The organism is Paraburkholderia sp. J63, from assembly GCF_905220245.1.
Taxonomy (GTDB): Bacteria; Pseudomonadota; Gammaproteobacteria; order Burkholderiales; family Burkholderiaceae; genus Paraburkholderia.
Genome location: NZ_CAJMZF010000045.1, coordinates 26,112 through 48,186, shown reverse-complemented (window position 1 = coordinate 48,186; position 22,075 = coordinate 26,112). Strand labels below are relative to the sequence as shown.

Genomic DNA, 22,075 nt, shown 5'->3' with positions numbered 1-22,075 from the left:
TGGCACGCGCGGCGGTCATAGCGGTTACAGCGGTCGTAGCGGTAACCAGCGGGCGCCCGGCAATACGGAGAGAAACATCATGACGACCATCGATCTGAACGCCGATCTCGGCGAAGGCTACGGCTCCGACGAGGCGCTGCTCGACCTCGTGAGCTCGGCCAACATCGCGTGCGGCTGGCACGCGGGCGGCGCCAACGCCATGCGCGAGTGCGTGCGCTGGGCCGTGGAGAAAGGCGTGTCGATCGGCGCGCACCCGAGCTTCAACGACCCCGAGAACTTCGGCCGCAAGGAGATGAACCTGCCCGCCGAGGAAATCTACGCGGGCGTGCTCTACCAGCTTGGCGCGCTCTCGGCGATCGCGCAGGCCGAAGGCGGCCGCATCGCGCACGTGAAGCCGCACGGCGCGCTCTACAACCAGGCCGCGCGCGACGCGCGGATCGCCGACGCGATCGTCTCCGCGGTGCACGACTTCGACCCTTCGGTGACGGTGTTCGCGCTCGCGGGCAGCGGGCTCGTGCACGCGGCGCGCGAAACGGGGCTCGTAGCCGTGGAGGAAGTGTTCGCCGACCGCGGCTATCGCTCCGACGGCTCGCTCGTGCCGCGCAGCGAGCCGGGCGCCCTGCTCGACGACGAAGACGCCGTGCTCGCGCGCACGCTCGCGATGATCCGCGAGCAGCGCGTGCAGGCCGTGGACGGCGCGTGGGTGCCGCTGAACGCGCAGACCATCTGCCTGCACGGCGACGGGCCGCATGCGCTCGAATTCGCGCGGCGCATCCGCGCGGCGCTCGACGAAGCTGGCATCGGCGTGCGCGCGGCGGGCGTGGCAGAGGCCTGAGCCTGAGCCTGAGCCTGCGCCTGAGCGCATCGGCGCTTGCTGCCGAACGGGCTCGGGTTTGGGGCGGCCGCGGGCGCTTAGGCGGCTTCGCTCACGCTGGCCGGTCGGGCGGCAGCGCGCGCAGCGCCTCAACAGACTGCGCGAACTGCGGAAAATGCCGCGTCACGAGCGCGTCGGGCAGGAGGTACTGCGGAAAGCTCGCCGGCGTGCTGTGCGCGTGCAGAACGTGCAGGCACAGCCCCACGTCGTCGGGGAAATGCGCGACGTTCGCGCCGCGTTCGAGCGCGGCCCGCAGGAACTGGCCGTCCTCGTTGAGCGAGCACGGCTCGAACGGGCCCGCGGCCCATAGACGCTTCGTGTAGACATAGCTGAAGCCGTAGCCCGAATGGTTGTCGGCAAACGCCGTGTGGTCGGGCGGAAAGTTGAGCGCCACCATCGGCAGCGGGCTCCAGTGAAAATGCAGCCCGCTCTTGCGCAGCAAGTCCCACCACCCGAACTGGCCGTACACGCGGCTATACAGAAAGAACGCGCTGAGCTTGACGAAATCGGCTCCGCGCCGGCTGAGCTGCGCGCACATGGTGCGCAGATAGTCGGGCGCATAGTATTCGCCGTCGTCGAAATGGGCGATGACTTCGGCGCGCGCGAGCGCCACCGCGAGATTGCGCTTGGCGCCGGTGCTCATGCGCTGCGGCACGTGGCGGTACAGCACGCGCGGGTCGTCGAGGCCCTGCATGAACGCGCTGGGCCGCGCGCTGTCGTCGATCACGATCCACTCGCACGCGCGCAGGTCCTGGTGCGCGAACGACCGGTACGCATTCGGCAGCATGGCCTCGCGCTGCCAGGTGGGCGTGATGACGCTGACAACGGGCGCGTCGCGCCTGGCGGTGGGTGAATTCGTCATGTTGCGGTCCTGGGCAGGCAAAAAAGGGCATCGTAGAGCCGCCTCACGCGCGCCGAAATCGAAAACCCACTAAAGCGCGAGTCCGCCACGGGCTAGTCCGGTGGTTTGATCATTGGCCACGCTGCTTTGGGATTTTTCTTATCGATGGGACGGGGCGCGACCCTTACTTTGTACGGTTATCTCCAATCCGGTCAGATGCGCTTTCATCGCCTGGCGCGTCCGATCCCGCCTCATACGCCCACCATGACTCCCAACGCCGCCGATCCCGTTGCGCCCGACGAACTCGCAGCCCACGCCGATGCCGGCATGCCTGACGCCTCGCCTGCCGCGCGCCTTGCCGGCGCACTCGAAGCCCACGGCGCGGGACGCCTCGAAGAAGCACAAGCCACTTATCGCGTGCTGGTCGAGCGCGACCCCGCTCATGCCGACGCGTTGCACTACTGGGGCGTCGCGCGTCATCAGCTGGGCGACCATCGCGGCGCGCTCGCGCTGATGGACCGCGCGCTCGCACACGCGCCCGCCGACGCGGTCTGCTGGAGCAACCGCGGCGTCGCCGCGCTCGCGCTCGGCCAGCACGCCGAAGCGGCGCAGAACCTGCGCGAAGCGCTGCGCCTCGCGCCCGGGTTCGCCGACGCGCACAACAATCTCTCGCTCGCGCTGCGCGAAGCGGGCGACCTCGCGGGCGCGGAGCGCCACTGCCGCGCGGCGCTCGCGCTTGCGCCGGCCTCCGTGAACGCGCGCGTGAATCTGGGCAGCGTGCTCGGCAAGCTCGGACGCCACGAGGAGGCGCTCGCCTGCTATCGCGAAGCGCTCGCGCTCACGCCCGCCGACGCCGCCATCCACTTCAATCTCGGCAATGTGCAGCGCGCACTCGGCGACCGGGCCGCCGCCATCGCTCATTACCGCCGGGCCGTCGAGCTCGCGCCCGGCTATGCGGCCGCCTGGGTGAATCTGGGCACGGCGCTGGGCCAGAGCGGCGACTATCGGGCCGCGGAAACCTGCTATCGCCACGCGGTGGAGCTCGAGCCGAATGCGGCGAATCTCGTCTGCCTCGGCGCCTCGCTGGGCGCGCAGGGACGCAACGACGAGGAAGAGCCCTGGTACCGGCGCGCGCTCGAACTCGACCCGAACCACGCCGATGCGCGCCAGAACCTCGTCTGGCTCAAGCTCAAGCGCGGCGAGTATCGCGAGGGCTGGGCCGAATACGCGCGGCGCTGGCGCGCCATCGACTACGCGCCGTTCGATATCGAGGGCATTGCCGAATGGCAGGGCGAGCCGCTCGACGGCAAGCGCCTGCTGCTCGTGCACGAGCAGGGTTTCGGCGACCAGATCCAGTTCGTGCGCTACGCGAGCATGCTCGCCGCGCGCGGCGCGAGCGTGGACGTGTGCGTGCCGCCGGCGCTGCAATTGCTCGCGCAGTCGGTGCCGGGCGTGCATCGCGCGTGGACCGGCAAGCCCGCGGGCGATTACGATTACTGGCTGTACGTGATAAGCGCGCCATCCGTGTGCGGCACCGAACTCGACACGATCCCGGCCACGGTGCCCTATCTGTTTGCGCGCGACGCCGACATTCAGGCGTGGCAGCCGCGCGTGCAGGCCGCCATGGCCGCGGATCTCGGGCGCGAGGATGGCGAGCCCGGTGCGCCCGGTACACCCGATGACGCGGCGGCCGACGTCCCGCTGGGGGCGCTCGAAGCCACCGCAAAAAGCCCCGCAAAAAACCCCGCAAAAACGGCCGTGCGCAAGCCCGCCGGCTATCGCAACATCGGCATCGTCTGGGGCGGCAGCCCGACCTTCTATAACGATCGCAACCGCTCGGTGCCGCTTGCCGCGCTAACCCCGCTTTTCGAGGTCGAGAAGATCAGCTGGTTCTCGCTGCAAAAGGGCGATGCCGCGCGCGCACAACTCGCGGCGCTGGCGGGCGAAACAACGATCCACGATTTCACCGACGATCTGCGCGATTACGGCGACACGGCCGCGCTCATCATGAACCTCGATCTCGTGATTGCCGTGGATACCTCGGTCGCGCATCTGGCGGGCGCGCTCGGCAAGCCGGTCTGGATCCTCGTACCCGCGAACGGCGAGTGGCGCTGGCTCGAAAAGCGCGCGGATTCGCCGTGGTATCCCACGGCGCGGCTGTTCCGTCAGCGCGAAGTGGGCGACTGGCAGGCGGCGATCGATGAATTGCGCGGCGCGCTCGGCGAAAAGCCTGCAAAACCCAAGCGCACGAGTGGCGCGGATCCGCGAAAACCGGCGCCGAAAGCGCATGAGGCAGCTCGGGCACCGCAAGCGGCCAAAGAACCGCAAGTAGCCCAAATGGCCAAAGCGACCAACGCGGCCAAAACGACCAAACCAGCCAAAGCGACCAAGGTGTCCAGATCGGCCAGAACGACGGCCAAAGCCGCAGCCGATCAGCCGCCCCCCGACGCACCGGACCTCAGCCCGGATCGACCGTAAACCCGCGCTGGCGCAGCAACTGGAGCACGCCCTTGCGCCCGCCCAGGTGCAGCGCGCCGATCGCGACGAACAGCGGCTTGTTGGGCGCGGCATATTGCTGCATGCGCGCCACGAAGCGCCGGTTGCGCTCATAGACGATGCGGTTATCCACCGAAGCCGCCACGCGCGGGTCGTGCGCGAGCTTTTCGGTGCGCGCCGACTCCCAGGCCGCGATCGCGTCGGCGTCGCCCACGCGCCATAGACGCAGCAGCGTCTCCACGTCGGCGACGTTCTGCGCCGGCGTCTGCGCGAGATCCTGCGCGAGCATTTCGCGTTGCTGCGCGAGGTTGAGGTAGGTGAACGCGCGCATCTGCTCGGCCAGCGTTTCGAGCCCGACGATGCGCCGCCCCTTCAGGCGCAGGAACACGTTCTGCAACTGCGCCTCGGTGCCGTACTCGGTCTGCAAGCCGGCGCTCAGCGAATCGTAGGTTTCCACCAGCAGCGAGGCGAGCCAGGGCTTCATCTTGCGGATCTCGGCGAGCGCCTCGGGATTGCCGCGCAGGCGCGCCGCCAGCTTTGCCCAGAGCGGCTCGGGCAGGAGCGCTTGCAGACACGGATTACGGCATACGCCATATTTCGAGACGTCATCCTGCGAGACGAGCAGGTCGTCGGGCGAGAGTTCGAGCGCGAGCGTCGGCGAGGCGTTGAGCGCGGCGAGGATCGGCGCCCGGAACGGCTGGTTCGGCGGATAGTCGGCGGGGTCGCCCACGTGCAGCGTGCCGAGCAGATAGATCGTGGTGGTGCCGCGCGTGGCGACGTAGAACGGCATGCGCGCCGGTTGCGTGCGCACCGGACCGCCGGCCGTCGTGCCCGAGGCGTAGCTCGGCATGGGGGGCGGCGAGTGGAAGCCCGGCAGGCCGCCGCCCGAAGGCAGGCCGGGCGCGGGAATGGTGGGATGCATGCCGGGCGTGTTGGCGGCAGCGGCAGCGGCGAGCGCGCTGGGCATGAACGCGCGCGCTTGCCAGAGCGCGCCGCCATGCAGAAACGCGGCATTCAGCCGCGCGTACCATGCCGGGCCCGTACTGCCCTGAACCTCGCCTTGCAACCATACGAGCCGCAGCGGCCGGTCGAGCGACGGCCCGAGGGCGACGGCCAGCGCGAGCGCCGCAGTCAGCGCCGCGCGCAGCCACACATGCAACCGCAGCCGCATGTGCGCCCGTGCCATCGCCGCTACCCGCGCGATGGCACGTCCCCGGTTTTGCGTTTTCCATGCGGCGCGACGGCCGCCCCTGAGCTGGCGGCGCGTAAAACGACGCGCCGCCGTCGCTTCAGGCATCCTCTTCCCCTACCTCCTCTGCACGATGGCAGGATACCTGACGCCCATCCACTTCGCGAAGCATCGGCACTTCCTTGCGACACCGTTCGATCGCATATGGACAACGCTGATGGAACGTGCAGCCCGACGGCGGGTTCAGCGGCGAAGGCAGCTCGCCTTCGAGCTTGATCTTCACGTGCCGGTCCGCTTCGAAGATCGCGGGCGTCGCGGAAAGCAGCGAGCGGGTGTACGGATGGCGCGGCCGTCCGATCACCGTCTCCTTGTCGCCGAGCTCGGCCACGCCGCCGAGATACATGACCATCACGTCGTCGGCGATGTGCTCGACCACGGCCAGGTTGTGCGAGATGAACACGTAGCTCGTGCGGAACTGCTCCTGCAGGTCCATGAACAGATTGAGGATCTGCGCCTGGATCGAGACGTCGAGCGCCGAGACCGGCTCGTCGGCCACGACGATCTGCGGATCGAGGATCATCGCGCGCGCGATCGCCACGCGCTGGCGCTGGCCGCCCGAGAACATGTGCGGATAGCGCTTCGCATGCTCGGGCCGCAGGCCCACGATGCGCATCATGTGCGCGATGCGGTCGGCGCGCTCGCTCGCCGTGAGCTTGGTGTTGATGGCGAGCGGCTCGCCGAGCGTCTGCTCGACGGTCTTGCGCGGATTGAGCGAGGCGAACGGGTTCTGGAACACCATCTGCACGCGGCGGCGCAGCGCGGCGATCTTCTCGCGGTTCGCGTGCGCGACGTCCTCGCCGTCGATGGTGAGCTTGCCCGCCGTGGGCGGCTCGATCATCGTGAGCTGGCGCGCGAGCGTGGACTTGCCGCAGCCCGACTCGCCCACCACCGCGAGCGTGCGCCCGCGCGTGAGCGAGAACGACACGCCGTTGAGCGCCTTCACGGTGCCGGTGCCGAACATGCCGCGCTTCACGCTGTAATGCTTCTTGAGGTCTTCCGCGACGAGCACCTTATCGTCGTGATGGTCGTGATGGTCATGATGAGCCGCGGATTGCTGGACTGCGTTCATCGCGCGCCTCCATGGGATTGGGTGACCGCCACGTTCAGCGGCTTGATGCAGCGGACCTGTGCGTAGCCGCTTTCGTCGGCGACAGGATCGAGCTTCGGCCGCGCCTTCATGCAGTCGTCCACCACGTACTTGCAGCGCGGCGCGAACAGGCACCCGCTCGGCCGGTCGTCGCGGCCGGGCACCATGCCGGGCAGCGCGGCAAGCCGCATCGCCCCCTTGTTGTGCTCGGGAATCGCGGCGAGCAGCGCTTCCGTGTATGGATGATGCGGACGCGAAAAGATGTCGGGCACGCGGTTCGTTTCGATGATCTCGCCCGCGTACATCACGGCCACGCGCTGCGCGACCTCCGAGACCACGGCCAGATCGTGCGAGATCAGCACGAGCGCCATGCCGCGCTCCTTCTGCAGCTTGACGAGCAGCTCCATGATCTGCGCCTGGATCGTCACGTCGAGCGCCGTGGTGGGCTCGTCGGCGATCAGGAGCTTCGGATTGCAGGCCACGGCCATCGCGATCATCACGCGCTGGTTCATGCCGCCCGACATCTGATGCGGGAAGTTGTCGATGCGGTTCTTCGCGTCGGGAATGCCCACCTGGTCGAGCAGTTCCAGCGCGCGCGCATGGAGCGCGGAGCCGCGCAGGCCCTCGTGCAGCTTGAGCACTTCCTTGATCTGATAGCCGACGGTATAGCTCGGGTTCAGGCTCGTGAGCGCGTCCTGGAACACCATGGCGATGTCCTTGCCGACGATGCGGCGGCGCTCCTTGCCGGTGGCGTTGAGCAGGTCGCGGCCGTCGAACGTGATGGAGTCGGCGGTGACCTTGCCGGGCGCGTCGATCAGGCCCATCAGCGCCATCATCGTCACGCTCTTGCCCGAGCCCGATTCGCCGACGATGCCGAGCACCTCGCCCGGCGCCACGGACAGATTCACGCGGTCCACGGCGGGCAGGCCGTTGAAGTTCACGGCCAGGTTGCGGATAGTAAGCAGGTCATTCATGTTCAGGCCATCCGCTTGAGCTTGGGATCGAGTGCGTCGCGCAGCCCGTCGCCGAGCAGGTTGATGGCGAGCACCGAGATCAGGATGGAAAGGCCGGGCATCGTGACGATCCACCAGGCGCTGTCGATATAGTCGCGCGCCGAAGCCAGCATCGCGCCCCACTCGGCGCGCGGCGGCTGCACGCCGAGGCCGAGGAAGCCGAGCGCGGCGGCGTCGAGAATCGCCGACGAAAAGCCGAGCGTGGCCTGCACGATCAACGGCGCCGTGCAGTTGGGCAGCACCTGCGAGAACATCAGCCGCGCCGTGCCGGCGCCGGCCACGCGCGAGGCGGTCACGTACTCCTTGTGCAGTTCGCCGAGCGCCGATCCGCGCGTGAGACGCACGTAGCCGGGCAGCGCGACGATCGCGATCGCGAACATCGTGTTGGTGAGGCCCGGGCCGATGATCGCCACCACGGCCACCGCGAGCAAGAGCGAGGGCAGCGCGAGCAGCACGTCCATGAGACGCATGATCGGCGTGTCGGCCCACTTCTCGAAGAACGCGGCCACGAGCCCGAGCACGACGCCCGGAATCAGCGCGAGCAGCACCGAGACGCAGCCGATCCACAGCGAGAGCCGCGCGCCGTACATCAGCCGCGAGAGGATGTCGCGGCCCGCTTCGTCGGTGCCGAGAATGAACTTCCAGTTGCCGCCGTCGAGCCAGGCGGGCGGGATCTTCACGTAGTCGCGGTATTGCTCGATGGGACTATGCGGCGCGATCAAGGGCGCGAAGATCGCCATGAAGACGAGCAGCAGCACGATCACGCCGGCGGCCACGGCGCCCTTGTTGCGCGAGAAGTTGGCCCAGAATTCGCGCAGCACGAGCGCGCGGCCCGAAGGCGGCGTGACGGCGCGGGGCACGGTGTTCTGAATGTCAGCCATCATGCCTCCTGATGTCGAATGCCGTGTTGTGGGGTTTGCATGGTCATGGCTCGCTTACCTCGTATATCGAATGCGCGGGTTGAGCACGCCGTACAGCAGATCGACGAACAGGTTCACGAGGATCACGAGCGTCGCGATCATGAGAATGCCGCCCTGCACCACCGGATAGTCGCGCCGGCTGATCGCGTCGATCAGCCATTTGCCGATGCCGGGCCACGAGAACAGCGTCTCGGTGAGCACGGCGCCCGCAAGCAGCGTGCCGACCTGCAGGCCGATCACCGTCACCACGGGAATGAGCGCATTGCGCAGCGCATGCACGACGATCACGCGCACGGGCGAGAGGCCCTTCGCGCGCGCGGTGCGGATGTAATCCTCGCGCAGCACTTCGAGCATCGACGAGCGCGTCATGCGCGCAACCACGGCGAGCGGAATCGTGCCGAGCACGATCGCGGGCAGGATCAGATGCGAGAGCACCGAGCGGAACGAGCCTTCGTCGGTGCCGGGCAACAGCGAGTCGATCAGCATGAAGCCCGTGACGTGCGGAATGTCGTACTCGACGGCAATGCGCCCCGACACCGGCGTCCAGCCGAGCTTCGACGAGAACACCATGATGAGGATGAGCCCCCACCAGAAGATCGGCATCGAATAGCCGGTGAGCGCGGTGCCCATCACGCCGTGATCGACGACAGTGCCGCGCTTGAGCGCCGCGAACACGCCGGCGGGCAGGCCCACGACGAGCGCGAAGATGAGCGCGCAGAGCGAGAGCTCGACGGTGGCGGGAAAGCGCGCGAGGAACTCGCCCATCACGCTCGTGTTGGTGATGATCGAGGTGCCGAGATTGCCGTGCATCGCGTGCCAGACGTAATGCAGATACTGCATCGGCAGCGGCTCGTCGAGCCCGAGCCGGTGCATGGCGTCGGCGTGCATTTGCGGATCGACGCCGCGCTCGCCCATCATCACTTCGATGGGGTCGCCCGGAATCAGGTGGATGAGCGCGAACGCAAGCAGCGTGATGCCGATGAACGTAGGTATCACCATGCCGATGCGGCGCAATACGAAGCGGAACATGTTGTGTTCCCCCAAAGCCTGGAATGAAACGCAACCGGCGACGGGGGCTCGTGACCCCGGTCGCCGGACCTTATTTCGCGCAGTTTTCCGTGTAGAGGTTAGCTGGGCGAAAGTGAGTGGAACACTACGACACTACGCGACGGCCCTTACTGCATGCCGACGCCGTCGAAGCGCGCATAGCCGAGCGGCTCGATGCGCATGTCGATCACCTTCTTGCTGACCGGCTGATAGACGGTCGAGTGGGCGATCGGCGAGAACGGCAGTTGCTGCGCGAAAATCTGCTGCGCCTCGGTGTAGAACTTCGTGCGCTGCGCCTGATCGGAGGTCTGGCGGCCCTTCTGGACCAGATCGTCGAACGGCTTGTAGCACCACTTGCCGAAGTTGTTGCCGTTCACGGCCTCGCAGCCGAGCAGCGTGCCGAGCCAGTTGTCGGGGTCGCCGTTGTCGCCCGTCCAGCCGATCAGCATGGAGTCGTCCTCGCCCGCATGCGCGCGCTTGATGTACTCGCCCCACTCGTAGGTGACGATCTTCGCCTTCACGCCGATCTTGGCCCAGTCGGCCTGGATCATCTCGGCCATCAGGCGCGCGTTCGGGTTATAGGCGCGCTGCACCGGCATCGCCCAGAGCGTGATGTCGAAGCCATTGGGCAAGCCCGCCTTCGCGAGCAGCGCCTTGGCCTTCACGGGGTCGTACGGGTTCGCCTTCAGGCTCTTGTCGTAGGACCATTGCGTGGGCGGCATCGGGTTGGTCGCCGCCTGGCCCGCGCCCTGGTACACCGAGTCGATGATCGCCTTCTTGTTGATCGCCATGTCGAGCGCTTCGCGCACTTCGACCTTGTCGAGCGGCTTGTGCTCGACGTTGTACGACAGATAGCCGAGGTTGAAGCCCGGCTGCGAAGGCATCGCGATGTTCGGGTCGGCCTTCAGCGGCGCGATGTCGGCGGGACGCGGATAGGTCATCACCTGGCATTCGTCGCGCTTGATCTTCTGCACGCGCACGCTCGCGTCGGGCGTGATCGAGAAGATCAGCTTCGAGAGCTTCACGGCGCCCGGCTTCCAGTAGTCAGGATTGCCATCGAAACGGATGGTCGCGTCCTTCGTGTAGCTCTTGAAGATGAACGGGCCCGTGCCGACCGGATACTGATTGATGTCGGCGGCCTTGCCGGCCTTCATCAGCTGATCCGCGTATTCGGCCGAGAGAATCGAGGCGAACTCCATCGCCATGTTCTGGATGAACGGCGCGTTCGGCTCGTTCAGCGTGAACTTCACCGTGTACGGGTCGACCTTCTCGACCTTGGCGATGAGCTTGTCCAGACCCATGTCGGTGAAGTACGGGAACGACACCGGGTACGCCTTGCGGAACGCATTGTTCGGGTTGAGCATGCGGTCGAACGTGAACACGACGTCGTCGGCGTTGAACTCGCGCGTGGGCTTGAAGAACGCCGTGGTCTGGAACTTCACGCCATGGCGCAGATGAAACGTGTAGGTCTTGCCGTCGGGGGACACGTCCCACGATTGCGCGAGACCCGGCTCGACCTTGGTGCCGCCGCGCTCGAACTCGACGAGGCGGTTGTAGACGGTGAACGTATTCGCGGTGAAGTCGGTCCCGGTCGTGTACTGGGCCGGGTCGAAGCCGGCGGGGCTGCCTTCCGAGCAGTAGACGAGCGTCTTGTTCGGAATGCTGCCTGCGGCGTGCGCGAAGGAGGCTCCTCCAATCGATGCCGCTGCGAGCGCCACGAGAGAGGCCATTCGGGCTGCACGCAACAGTTTGTTTTCTTTCATGTTTCCTCCAGTTCAATGCCGGCCTGAGCCAGCGTAGCGCGATCTTACAAGAGCCTGGCCCGCGCTCACAAGCGAGCCAAAATGACCATGCGCGAGGGAAATGCCGATTGACAGGCTTGCTGCGAGCGGCATCCCGGGCCATTTTGCGTGCCGGTTTTCAGGCGGCGTCGCATTGGCTGCCAGAACAGCGGACGGCCGCGCTTTTGCTGCTTTTTCGCCGTTCCCCTGCTGCTTTTTACGGCTTTTCGCCGATTTCCTTGCTTATTGCATTGCTTGCCCTGCCGCGGCCCGGTTGCCCGGCCGGCGCGCCAGTGCTGCCCGGCAACGCCCCGCCAATGGACCATACTGCGCCGTTATTGCGCTTGCCGCTTCGTGGTGCGCCCGCCGCCGCGCTCGGCTCAGCCCCGCACCGGTTGCGCGCGTTCGCACCAGTCCCGCCACATGAGCCGGTAAGCGGCTTCGATGTTGCCCGCAAAGCGTGCGCCGTCCATCAGCGGAGAGGCCGCCATGCGCGTGCGCAGGCTCGCGCGCAGCGCGGCGAGGCGCGCCGGATCGCGCGCTAGCGCCACCACGGTCTCGACATACGCGGCGTCGGTGGATGCGGCCAGCTCCGGCAGCCCCAGATTGGCGAGCAGCGAAAGACCCGCGCGGCTCGCCGCCGAACGGCCCACGCGCGTGGGCACCGGCACACCCATCCAGAACGCATCGAGGCTCGTGGTGTGGCCGTTGTAGGGGAACGTGTCGAGCGCGATGTCGATTTGCGCCCAGGTGCGCAGATAGTCCTCGCGCAGTTGAAAGCCCACGAAGCGCACGCGCGCCGCATCGACGCCCCGCGCCGCCAGCCGTGCCGCGAGCCGCTCGCGCGCGGCGCCCGGCGGCGCCATCAGCACGAGCCGTGCCGTGGGCAGCGCGGCCAGCACGCCCGACCAGAGCGCGAGCGTGGCGTCGGTGAGCTTGCAGGGGTTGTTCAGGCAGCCGAACGTGATGCGGCCGTCGTGCCCCGCGGCCCGTGCCGGCAGCCCGTTGATCTCGATGCCGGGCGCGAGCGCGTCGTAGCACCAGAAAGCGTCGGGCAGGCGCAGCGACCGCTCGGTGTACTGATCGTCCACGCTCGGAGCGCCGATCGGGGCGATCGGGTCGAGCCACGGATCGGTGAGCCGCCAGCCGATCGCCGGGCTGCCCGTGGTGCCCGGGTAAGCGAGCCACGCCACCTGCACCGGCGCGGGCCGCCGCGCGAACACGAGACGGCGCGCGCCGTCCATGTGCATGGTCAGGTCCACGAGAATGTCGATGCGGTCGTCGCGGATCTGCTGGGCGAGCCGCGCGTCGTCGAATTCGCGCACCTCGCGCCAGAGATCGGCCTGGGCCGCGAGGCGCGCCGTCACCGCATCCGGCTTCGCGACGCTCGAATAGCAGACGATCTCGAACGCCGCGTGATCGTGATGCCGGAACAGCGGCGTCGTGAACAGCATCTGGCAGTGGTTGCGGAAGTCCGGCGAGACATAGCCGATGCGCAGCCGCCGCCGCGCATCGGGCACGCTCGCGTGCGCCACGGGTTGAGCGAGCAACGCCGCTTCATGTTGCGCGGAGAGCTGCTCGGCGGCGGCGCGGATCGCCTGGCCGTCGTCGGTGGCGAACATCAGCGCGTAGACGTAATTGCTATGCGCGCCGATGCCGCCGGGCTCGCACGCGAGCGCTTCGCGATAGCACGAGAGCGCCGCCTCGATGTCGCCCGCGTGCTTGTGCGCGTTGCCCAGATTGCTCCAGGCGTTGGCGAAACGCGGCTTCAGTTCGAGCGCGCGCGTAAAGCAGGCTTGCGCCTCGTCGATGCGGGAGAGGTCCAGCAGCACGTTGCCCAGGTTGTTCCACGCCGACGCACTGTGCGGCGCGAGCACGAGCGCGCGCTCCAGCGCCGCTTGCGCCTCGGCATGGCGGCCGCGCGCGCGCAGCAGGCAGCCGAGATTCGTGAGCACGTTGTCGGACTCGGGCGCGAGCGTGCGCGCATGCTCGAGCGCGGCCATCGCCTCGTCCGTGCGCTGCAAGGTGATCAGCGCGTTCGCGAGGTTGTTCCAGGCGTTCACGTACCCCGCGTCGAGCGCCACGGCGCGGCGCAGCGACGCTTCCGCGCGCGCCGCGTCGCCGCCTGCGAGCAGCGCGCTGCCGTAGTTGTAATGGGCGCCCGCGTAGTCGGGCGTGAGCACGAGCGCGCGCTCGAAGGCGGCCAGCGCGCGCGTGAAGTCGCCGCGGTCCGCGTACAGATTCGCGAGATTGTTCAGCGCGATCGGGAAATCGGGCTTGATGGCGAGCGCGCGTTCGAGCGCCGCGAAGGCGCCCTGCGCCTCGGTGGCCACGTCATAGGTGAGGCCGAGGCTCACGAGGAAGTTCGGGTTCTCGCGCAGCGCGAGCGCGCGCTCGATCAGCGCGCGCGCCGCCAGCCGGTCGCGCGCCGTTTCGAGGATGCCGGCGAGATGCAATGCATCGGCGTCCTGTGCATTGGCGGCGATGAGCCGGGCGCAGCGTGCGCGTGCCTCGTCGAACGCGCCGGCGCGCCAGGCGGCGACGGCATCGGCGAAGGTGCCTGTGAAGTTGCCGGTGAATGTGCCGGTTTGTGGCGTGATCGCGGAATCGGTAGCGGAAGTCGTCATGCGCAAGGCGTTGCCGCGCACGAGCCATGCCATTGCGCGATCAGGCGGATAAAAAATGAAAATTCTGGATTACCAGGTCCGCTGAAATATCAGAGACTTGCCCCTCGATAAACCGGCGATTGTCGATTGCCGTTCGCCCCGGATCGCCTTCCTTGCCCGGCAAGACAGACTCGATTCGTGCCCATACTTCGTCGCTCGGTAATATCGGACCATCTTGACCTGGTAGTGCGAAAAACAAGATGTAGACACATTCAGGATAAAACGCGCGCCGCATAAACACTCAACATCTCAAATAATGCCCCCCTATTTTTTGATTTAAATTAAGTTGCCATGCCAGGCGTCGAGATGTGCTGCGGAGGCATCGGGTCTTGGACATGAAAAATGTCCGGATGTCAATGGCATCCAGCAGACTTACAAAACCTGCCCGTTGACCCACTGAGCGGCAAAGTCACCGGTCTCCGCCTGTATTCTTTCAGATGTATCGGAAAGAAATTCGATGCGGCGTCCCCTATCCCTAGCCCGCTCCAAAGGGCAAACCTTGAGGTCGGCAGAATTGCGCTGGCACCGTATCGACGACTCCTGGCGCGAGAAGGTACATTTCACGACCCATCTTGAAGGCGTGTGATAGACATCAATCCCGGCATGCCGAATACAAGGCTAGACTGCATGTCCCAAATCAATCACGTTGAGTCGGTTGCACTCGTGTATAAGCCCATCACTTGACACTACGCCGATGGCAATATCAAGTTGTCCGGCGTCGGGAACGAACATAATTTAATAGAAGAGAGCGAATATGCCGTGGATATACCATTAGACAAGCGGCCTGCTTGAGCGCAACGGAACAACGATTGAAGGTGGATACTCAGGTTTCGGCTTTGGCAAGAACAATTCATCCATGCAAAGCGCGCCAAATATTGGCCCCATCCCAAGAGGGGAATATCGAATAGGCGCACCGTTCATGCATCCGCACGCCGGCGCTTATACCATGCGTTTGCTCCCAATCAATGGCACCCATACCTTTGGCCGCGACGGCTTCATGATTCATGGAGACAGCATTGCGCACCCTGGCCAAGCGTCCAATGGTTGCGTTATTGAACGAATGTCGATTCGCAGCCAAATCTGGGGCAGCGGCGATCATATTCTCAGGGTTGTTCAATGATGCGAAAGCTCTTCACACTCTTTCTGGCGATGCCGGGCATATGCTTTGCCACCCTGCCCGCCGGTCTGCCCTGCGCAAGCTGGCCGACCAATATTAGCGAGGTCAAGTTGCAGAATGCCGGTATCGTGAAAATTGCTCAGTTAGACGAATCGAAAACCAAAGCTGTTCCGGTTGCAATTCAGAAAATCGGGAAAGACCTCTATCGGCAAGTTTTCGATATCACGCTCCAGGCAAAATCGGGCGAAGAATTCCATGTCATGACAGTCAACGAGGCTTCATCGCAGGAATGTTCGATGAGTGACGTTGACGTGTACCTGATTTCCCGAAAATTCAGCGCTCAAGTTCCTTGACCCATGCTGCAAGCCTTCCGCTTTCCCAAGGTGTTATCCAGCTAGCGCCACTTGAGCCCTGGTGGCGGCATGTTCACATTCTCAGATCCGCGTCGCCTGACGTATATCAAGCACTTTTACCGGAAAGCCTGCTCAAAAAAACGCGCGGCCCCTTGTGCAGGAGACCGCGCGGTTTGCGGTGCGCCGCGCGGGCGCGGCTGGCCAGAGCGCTGGCCGAGTTCAGACGCTCAGAGACCGAGCCGCTCGCAGATCGCCTTGGACGCGCCCGCCGCGTTGAGCGTGTAGAAGTGCAGGCCCGGCGCGCCGTTCTCGATGAGGCGGCGGCACAGGTCCGTCACCACGTCGAGGCCGAATGCGCGGATCGACTCGCGGTCGTCGCCGAAGCTTTCGAGCCGCCTCGCGACCCAGCGCGGCACTTCGGCGCCGCACATCTCCGAGAAGCGCATGAGCTGCGAGTAGTTCGTGATCGGCATGATGCCGGGCACGATGGGCACGTCCACGCCGAGCTTCCTCGCGTCCTCGACGAAGCGGAAGTACGCGTCGCCGTTGAAGAAGTACTGCGTGATGGCCGAGTTCGCGCCGGCCTTCACCTTCTTCGCGAACGCTTCGAGGTCGTGGCGCGGCGAGCGCGACTGCGGGTGGTACTCGGGATAGGCGGCCACTTCGATATGGAACGCGTCGCCGGTTTCCTCGCGGATGAACGCGACGAGTTCCGACGCATAGCGCAGTTCGCCCACTTCGCCCATGCCCGAAGGCAGGTCGCCGCGCAGCGCCACGATATGGCGGATGCCGTGCGAGCGGTACTGGCGCAGGATCTCGCGCAGGCTCTCCTTCGAGGAGCCGATGCACGAGAGGTGCGGCGCCGCGTCGACGCCTTCCTTGGCCATTTCGACGATGGTGTCGAGCGTGCCTTGCTGCGTGGAGCCGCCCGCGCCGAACGTCACCGAGACGAAACGCGGCTTGAGCGCGAGCAGTTGCGCACGCGTGGCGCGCAGCTTCTCGACGCCGTCCGGGGTCTTCGGCGGGAAGAATTCAAATGAAAGTTCGATCGGTTTCATGATCGGTCTGGAAATAAGCGGACCCAAGCCTTGCTTCGGTCCGTGCATGCGTCAGCCGAGGCTGCGGTTGCCGAAGATCAGCGCCGAGAGCAGCCAGGAGACGATGCTGTAGAGGATCGAGCCGAAGAACGCCGACCAGAAACCCGACACCTCGAAGCCCTTGAGCAACGATGCCGCGAGCCAGAAGCACAGCGCGTTCACCACGAGGATGAACAGGCCGAGCGTGACGATGGTCACGGGCAGCGTGAGCAGGATGAGCACCGGACGCAGGACAGCATTGATGAGGCCCAGCACGAGCGCGACGATCAGCGCGGTGCCGAAGCTGCGCACGTGGATCGACGGAACGAGCCAGGTGATGATCAGGAGCGCAAGCGCATTGATCAGCCAGGTCAGCAGCACGGTCATGGAAACTCCTTTTGCGTCGTTGTGATGTGTGCGGCCTGTGCGCGGTCAACAGCGCACAGGCGTTTGCACAGCATCGGACTGGTCGCTTAACGGGGGCTTAAAACCTCAGCCCGCGCTGTTTCGCGTTATGCAGCGTTGTATCGGTTAGTAACGATAGTGGTTCGGCTTGAACGGACCGTTCTTCTCGACGCCGATATACGAAGCCTGCTCGTCGGACAGCACGGTCAGGTTCGCGCCGATGCGCGCGAGGTGCAGGCGCGCGACCTTCTCGTCGAGATGCTTGGGCAGCACGTACACCTTGTTCTCGTACTTCGCGCCTTGCGTGAACAGTTCGATCTGCGCGAGCGTCTGGTTCGTGAACGAGTTCGACATCACGAACGACGGGTGGCCCGTCGCGCAGCCGAGGTTCACGAGGCGGCCTTCGGCCAGCAGGATGATGCGCTTGCCGTCCGGGAAGATGATGTGGTCGACCTGCGGCTTGATGTTGTCCCACTGGTACTGGCGCGTGGAAGCAACGTCGATTTCCGAGTCGAAGTGGCCGATGTTGCAGACGATCGCGTTGTGGCGCATCGCCTTCAGGTGATCGTGGTTCAGCACGTGGTAGTTGCCCGTGGCCGTCACGAAGATGTCGGCCTTGTCGGCGGCGTATTCCATCGTCACGACGCGGTAGCCTTCCATCGCCGCCTGCAGTGCGCAGATCGGATCGATTTCCGTGACCCACACCGTGGCGCCCAGACCGCGCAGCGATTGCGCGCAGCCCTTGCCCACATCGCCGTAGCCCGCGACCACGGCGATCTTGCCCGCGATCATGACGTCGGTGGCGCGCTTGATGCCGTCGACGAGCGACTCGCGGCAGCCGTACAGGTTGTCGAACTTCGACTTCGTGACCGAGTCGTTGACGTTGATCGCCGGGAACGGCAAACGGCCTTCCTTCTCCATCTGGTACAGGCGGTGCACGCCCGTGGTGGTTTCTTCGGTCACGCCCTTGATGTGCGCGAGACGCGTCGAGTACCACGTCGGGTCGATGGCGAGGTGCTTCTCGATCGACTTGTAGAGCGCGACTTCTTCCTCGTTCGTGGGCTTGGCGATGACCGAGCGGTCCTTTTCAGCCTTCGAGCCGAGGATCAGCAGCAGCGTGGCGTCACCGCCGTCGTCGAGGATCATGTTGGCGAACTCGCCGTTCGGCCATTCGAAGATGCGGTGCGAGAACTCCCAGTATTCGTCGAGCGATTCGCCCTTGAACGCGAACACGGGCACGCCGCCTTGCGCGATCGCGGCGGCGGCGTGGTCCTGAGTCGAGAAGATGTTGCACGAGGCCCAGCGCACGTCGGCGCCGAGCGCCGTCAGCGTCTCGATCAGCACGCCCGTCTGGATCGTCATGTGCAGCGAACCGGCGATGCGCGCGCCCTTGAGCGGCTGCTGCGCCTTGTACTCTTCGCGGGTTTGCACGAGGCCCGGCATTTCGGTCTCGGCGATATCGAGCTCCTTGCGGCCCCAGGCGGCAAGCGACATATCGGCGACGACGAAATCTTTGGCTTGATCTTGCGGAACTGCGGCGTTCATCACGCCCTCCTTTCTAAAAGTGACTAGAAATTAAAGACGTGAGCGCCGTTTTCGATGCGGCTGCGTCTTGCGGCGCAGCCGTATTGAGCGCCTCCGAGCCTGGCGGATCATGAAAATCCGTCGCAACGCTCCTCGAAGACGAGGCGTGATTGTAGCAAAACGAGATGGCGCCCGCGCGGCGCCGATGGGGTCGGGCGCCGCGCCGATGCCGTCATACGCCAGGCGGGTGCCGTCACGCGCCGTGCGCGGGCTGCCGTGCACGGGTTCAGCTGGATTCAGCCTGGGTTAGCCGTCGTAGGCATCGTGTTGAGCGCGCGCACCTGCCGCACGCTCTCGATCGCGGCGTCGAGAAACGCCTGCGAGCAGCGCACCGTTTCGGCCCTCGTGGCCGGGTCCGCTTCGACGAAACCCATCTGGATGTTCAGAAAACGCTCCGCATGAATGCCCGCGTGGTAATGCATGCGCACCTGCTTCGCGCCGGTGAAGCGGCGCTGGCCGAATATCTCGCGCAGCGCCCACGAGAACGCGCCGTCCTCGCCGCCGTGGCGGCGGAAGAACTCGTCCATCGGAAAGCCGCCCAGCGTGAGAAACGCGCTGCGGCGGATCACGAGGCTGCTCGGCACCGTGTTGCTGAGCACGGCGGCGTATTGCCCGAAATCGGGATGCGTCGTCAGCCGCTCTGGAAAGCCCACGTACTCGACGTCGAGCCGTATCGCCGCTTCGTGCGGATGCTGCTCCATGTGTGCGTGGGCGGCGGCGAGCGCGCCGGGCAGGTATTCGTCGTCGGCGTCGAGGAAGGCGATCAGCGGCGTGGTCGCGTGCAGCGCCGCCCAGTTGCGGGCGCGCGCCGCGCCGCTGTTGCTCGCCATTTGCAGGAGCCGCACGCGCGCGTCGCGCATGGCATGGACGCGGACGATGGAGGCGGAGGCGTCGGTCGAGCCGTCATCGACGACGAGGATCTGGGTGGCCTCGGGCTGCGCGAGACAGCTCTCGAGCGCGCGCGCAAGCGTGGCGGCGCCGTTGAAGCACGGGACGATGATCGAAATGGGGGACATGAGGCGCAGCGACAATGAGCCGCTTGATTCGCGGCAACAGGCAGGATCATAGGCGTGTCGCGGCATCGCGAAATGTTAGGTGGCCGTTCCCACGGATGGCCGCCCCACGGATGGCCGCCCGACGGATGGCCGCCCCACGGATCGCCGCCCGACGGATGGCCGCCCCACGGATCGCCGCCCGCTCAAATCGGCAGAAAGCCCAGGGCCGGCGCGAGCAGCACCATCACCACGCCCGCGATCATCATCGTGAGGCTCGCGACCACGCCTTCCTCGCTGCCGAGTTCGCGCGCCTTCGCGGTGCCCACGCCATGCGCCGCCGCGCCGAACAGCGCGCCGCGCGCAAGCCGCGTACGCAGCGGCACCACGCCGAGCACCAGTTCGCCGAACAGCATGCCGCACACCCCCGTCGCGATCACGAAGAGCGCGGTGAGATCGCGCGGCGCGTGAATCTTGTCGCAGACCGCGAGCGCGAACGGCGTGGAGATCGAGCGCGTCATCAGGCTGCGCTGCAATTCGGGCGACAGATGCAGCAGCTTGGCGAGCGCGAGCGAGCCGCCCACGGCCACCACGATGCCCACCGTCACGCCCACCGCAAGCGAGATCCAGTGACGCTTGAGCAGTTCGCGGTATTCGTAGATCGGCACGGCGAACGCGACCGTGGCCGGGCCGAGCAGCCACATGAGCCAGCGCGTGTCCTCGAAGTAGACGGGATACGGAATGTGCAGCAGCAGCACGACCGCGCCGAGCACCACGGGCACCGCGACGAGCGGCGTGAGCCACGGCGAGCGAAAGCGCGCATAGAGCGCCTTCGCGGCGAAATAGAGCGCGACCGTGAGAATGAAGCAGCCGGCGGCGATCAGGCGCGAGGCGTCGTCGGCGAACAGCGACGCGTAGAACGTGTTCATGACGGAATCATCCTTGCCAGTCGGCCTTGAATTCGTGCATCCAGTGCGTTGAAACGGGGACGCTCAGGCCCGCGCCACGTGGCGCGAGTGGCGCACGCGGCGCAGCGCGAGGCGGCGTTCGAGCCGCGCGGCTTGCTCCACGGCGAAGGCCACGGCCACCATCACCATCAGCGTGCCGCCCACCACCACGAGCGCGAGGCGCCAGCCATCGGCGCGAAAAAGGCCGCCGTACTGCACCGCCGCCACGGCGGCGGGGATGAAGAACAGCAGCATGTCGGAGAGCAGCCAGTCCGCGCCCGCCTTCACCCAGCGCGGCGTCACCCCGCCGCAGAAAAGCAGCGCGAGCAGCAGCACGAGCCCCACCACGCCGCCCGGCACGGGCAGATGCGCCGCGCGTGCGAGCGCGTCGGCGGCGAACCAGACCCCGGCGAGCAGCGTCGACTGCGCCGCAATCCGGCCGACGCGCGCCAGCTCGCCCGTTTGCGGGGTCCGTGCGGAAGTGTTCGGAGCAGTCATGGCAAACCCTAAGTGACAGTGGAATGGAAGCGAGTATAGGTTGCAGCGCAACATAAATAAAATGACTTAGATTTATCGATTTCATTCCATAATGGAATGTGCTGGCCTGGCAAGCCTGAACTTCCCCGTACCTGGAGACCCGACCGTGGAATTGCGCGCCCTTCGCTACTTCATCGAGGTGGTGCGGCAGCAGAGCTTCACCGCCGCCGCCGAACAACTGCACGTGACTCAGCCCACCATCAGCAAGATGGTGAAGGCGCTCGAGGACGAGACCGGCACCCCGCTGCTGTTGCGCGACGCGCGCCAGATGGTGCTCACCGACGCCGGGCGCATCGTCTATCAGCGCGGCCAGGACGTGCTCGCCGCACACGCGCAGCTCGAAGCCGAGCTCGCCGATCTGGGCACGCTCGGGCGCGGCGAGCTCACCATCGGCATCCCGCCGATGGGCGGCTCGCTTTTCACGCCCGCCATCGCCGCGTTTCGCCAGCGCTATCCGAAGATCGAGCTCAAGCTGTTCGAGCAGGGTTCGCGCGCGATCGAGGCCGCGCTCATCTCCGGCGAGCTCGAACTGGGCGGCGTGCTGCTGCCCGTCGACCCGGAGCAGATCGACGTGCTGCCGATCTCGCACGAGCTGCTCTGGCTGGTCGCGCCGCGCGGCTCGCGCTGGGACGGCGCGCAAAGCGTGCCGCTCGCCGGGCTCGCCAGCGAGCCGTTCGTGTTCTATGGGGAAAGCCTCGCGCTCAACGACGTCGTGCTGGCCGCGTGCCGCGCGGCGGGTTTCACGCCGCAGATCGTGGGCCGCAGCGGCCACTGGGATCTGATGGCGGCGCTCGTGCTCGCGGGCATGGGCATCGCGCTGCTGCCCGCGCCGTACGTGCGCCGGCTCGACGCGGCGCGTTTCACCTGCCTGCCCGTCGCCGATCCGCAGGTTCCGTGGGACATGGCCATCGGCTGGAAGCGCAACAGCTATCTTTCGCACGCGGCGCGCGCGTGGCTCGCGGTGGCGCGCGAGGAATACGGCAAGCCGTCTACCTTGCTCGACGATTTCGTGAAGCCGCCAGGGTTGGAGAAGCCGGCGGTGGGGGCGCGTTGACGTCACCTGGGCGGCGTCTGCATGTAAAAAAGCCGC

Annotated in this window: 19 protein-coding genes, 1 pseudogene and 1 riboswitch; of the genes and pseudogenes, 5 read left to right on the top strand and 15 right to left on the bottom strand. The window is 66.2% G+C overall.

Translation table 11 applies throughout. The features are described 5' to 3' along the window. Positions 1 to 79 precede the first annotated feature (79 nt). Positions 80 to 835 carry a 5-oxoprolinase subunit PxpA gene (gene pxpA / locus U5775_RS32315; protein ID WP_322062195.1) on the top strand — a complete coding sequence of 252 codons (756 nt, stop codon included), beginning with the start codon at positions 80 to 82 and terminating at the stop codon, positions 833 to 835. A gap of 91 nt (positions 836 to 926) precedes the next feature. On the opposite strand, the gene U5775_RS32310 is transcribed toward pxpA, so the two are convergent. Then, positions 927 to 1,736 carry a glycosyltransferase family A protein gene (locus U5775_RS32310; protein WP_322062194.1) on the bottom strand — a complete coding sequence of 270 codons (810 nt, stop codon included), beginning with the start codon at positions 1,734 to 1,736 and terminating at the stop codon, positions 927 to 929. A gap of 243 nt (positions 1,737 to 1,979) precedes the next feature. On the opposite strand from U5775_RS32310, the gene U5775_RS32305 reads away from it, so the two are divergent. Further along, entirely contained in the window at positions 1,980 to 4,193 is a 2,214-nt protein-coding gene (locus U5775_RS32305; RefSeq protein ID WP_322062193.1) for a tetratricopeptide repeat protein, read from the top strand. Here U5775_RS32305 and U5775_RS32300 read toward each other — a convergent pair. The 8 genes and pseudogenes from U5775_RS32300 to U5775_RS32265 form a co-directional block, all read right to left on the bottom strand. Beyond that, on the bottom strand, positions 4,174 to 5,508 hold the full coding sequence (locus U5775_RS32300; protein ID WP_322062192.1) for a TraB/GumN family protein: 1,335 nt from the start codon (positions 5,506 to 5,508) through the stop codon (positions 4,174 to 4,176). The genes U5775_RS32305 and U5775_RS32300 overlap by 20 nt on opposite strands. Next, positions 5,501 to 6,529 (bottom strand): peptide ABC transporter ATP-binding protein, encoded by a 1,029-nt coding sequence (locus U5775_RS32295; RefSeq protein ID WP_322062191.1) that lies wholly within the window; start codon positions 6,527 to 6,529, stop codon positions 5,501 to 5,503. The genes U5775_RS32300 and U5775_RS32295 overlap by 8 nt, the downstream gene beginning before the upstream one ends. Further along, entirely contained in the window at positions 6,526 to 7,521 is a 996-nt protein-coding gene (locus U5775_RS32290) for an ABC transporter ATP-binding protein (protein ID WP_322062190.1), read from the bottom strand. Before U5775_RS32290 ends, U5775_RS32295 begins: the two co-directional genes overlap by 4 nt. Before the next feature lie 2 nt (positions 7,522 to 7,523). Next, positions 7,524 to 8,441, bottom strand: coding sequence for an ABC transporter permease subunit (locus U5775_RS32285; protein ID WP_322062189.1), 918 nt, complete (start codon positions 8,439 to 8,441; stop codon positions 7,524 to 7,526). A 54-nt stretch (positions 8,442 to 8,495) separates the two neighbouring features. Beyond that, positions 8,496 to 9,509, bottom strand: coding sequence for an ABC transporter permease subunit (locus U5775_RS32280; protein ID WP_322062188.1), 1,014 nt, complete (start codon positions 9,507 to 9,509; stop codon positions 8,496 to 8,498). A 146-nt stretch (positions 9,510 to 9,655) separates the two neighbouring features. Beyond that, complete coding sequence (locus U5775_RS32275; RefSeq protein WP_322062187.1) at positions 9,656 to 11,290, bottom strand: ABC transporter substrate-binding protein; 1,635 nt, start codon at positions 11,288 to 11,290, stop codon at positions 9,656 to 9,658. Between the two features lie 398 nt (positions 11,291 to 11,688). After that, positions 11,689 to 13,968, bottom strand: a complete 2,280-nt coding sequence (locus U5775_RS32270) for a tetratricopeptide repeat protein (RefSeq protein WP_322062186.1) — start codon at positions 13,966 to 13,968, stop codon at positions 11,689 to 11,691. A 70-nt stretch (positions 13,969 to 14,038) separates the two neighbouring features. Further along, positions 14,039 to 14,140 (bottom strand): annotated as a pseudogene (locus tag U5775_RS32265) (IS5/IS1182 family transposase); the annotation flags it as partial. 618 nt (positions 14,141 to 14,758) lie between these two features. Here U5775_RS32265 and U5775_RS32260 point away from each other — a divergent pair. Further along, on the top strand, positions 14,759 to 15,094 hold the full coding sequence (locus U5775_RS32260; RefSeq protein WP_322062213.1) for a tlde1 domain-containing protein: 336 nt from the start codon (positions 14,759 to 14,761) through the stop codon (positions 15,092 to 15,094). Continuing rightward, positions 15,091 to 15,444, top strand: a complete 354-nt coding sequence (locus tag U5775_RS32255; protein WP_322062185.1) for a hypothetical protein — start codon at positions 15,091 to 15,093, stop codon at positions 15,442 to 15,444. The genes U5775_RS32260 and U5775_RS32255 overlap by 4 nt, the downstream gene beginning before the upstream one ends. A 227-nt stretch (positions 15,445 to 15,671) precedes the next feature. Here U5775_RS32255 and metF read toward each other — a convergent pair whose 3' ends face one another. From metF to U5775_RS32225, 6 genes are all read right to left on the bottom strand, one after another. Then, positions 15,672 to 16,502, bottom strand: coding sequence for a methylenetetrahydrofolate reductase [NAD(P)H] (gene metF, locus U5775_RS32250; protein WP_322062184.1), 831 nt, complete (start codon positions 16,500 to 16,502; stop codon positions 15,672 to 15,674). 51 nt (positions 16,503 to 16,553) lie between these two features. Continuing rightward, on the bottom strand, positions 16,554 to 16,907 hold the full coding sequence (locus U5775_RS32245) for a phage holin family protein (RefSeq protein ID WP_322062183.1): 354 nt from the start codon (positions 16,905 to 16,907) through the stop codon (positions 16,554 to 16,556). Between the two features lie 144 nt (positions 16,908 to 17,051). Then, entirely contained in the window at positions 17,052 to 18,470 is a 1,419-nt protein-coding gene (gene ahcY, locus U5775_RS32240; protein WP_322062182.1) for an adenosylhomocysteinase, read from the bottom strand. Positions 18,471 to 18,503: 33 nt separating this feature from the next. After that, positions 18,504 to 18,610: riboswitch (S-adenosyl-L-homocysteine riboswitch) on the bottom strand. Between the two features lie 135 nt (positions 18,611 to 18,745). Next, entirely contained in the window at positions 18,746 to 19,525 is a 780-nt protein-coding gene (locus U5775_RS32235; RefSeq protein WP_322062181.1) for a glycosyltransferase family A protein, read from the bottom strand. Between the two features lie 182 nt (positions 19,526 to 19,707). Next, entirely contained in the window at positions 19,708 to 20,430 is a 723-nt protein-coding gene (locus U5775_RS32230) for an LrgB family protein (RefSeq protein WP_322062180.1), read from the bottom strand. Between the two features lie 63 nt (positions 20,431 to 20,493). Further along, entirely contained in the window at positions 20,494 to 20,946 is a 453-nt protein-coding gene (locus U5775_RS32225; protein WP_322062179.1) for a CidA/LrgA family protein, read from the bottom strand. Between the two features lie 145 nt (positions 20,947 to 21,091). On the opposite strand from U5775_RS32225, the gene U5775_RS32220 reads away from it, so the two are divergent. Next, positions 21,092 to 22,039, top strand: a complete 948-nt coding sequence (locus U5775_RS32220) for a LysR family transcriptional regulator (protein ID WP_322062178.1) — start codon at positions 21,092 to 21,094, stop codon at positions 22,037 to 22,039. Positions 22,040 to 22,075: the final 36 nt, after the last annotated feature.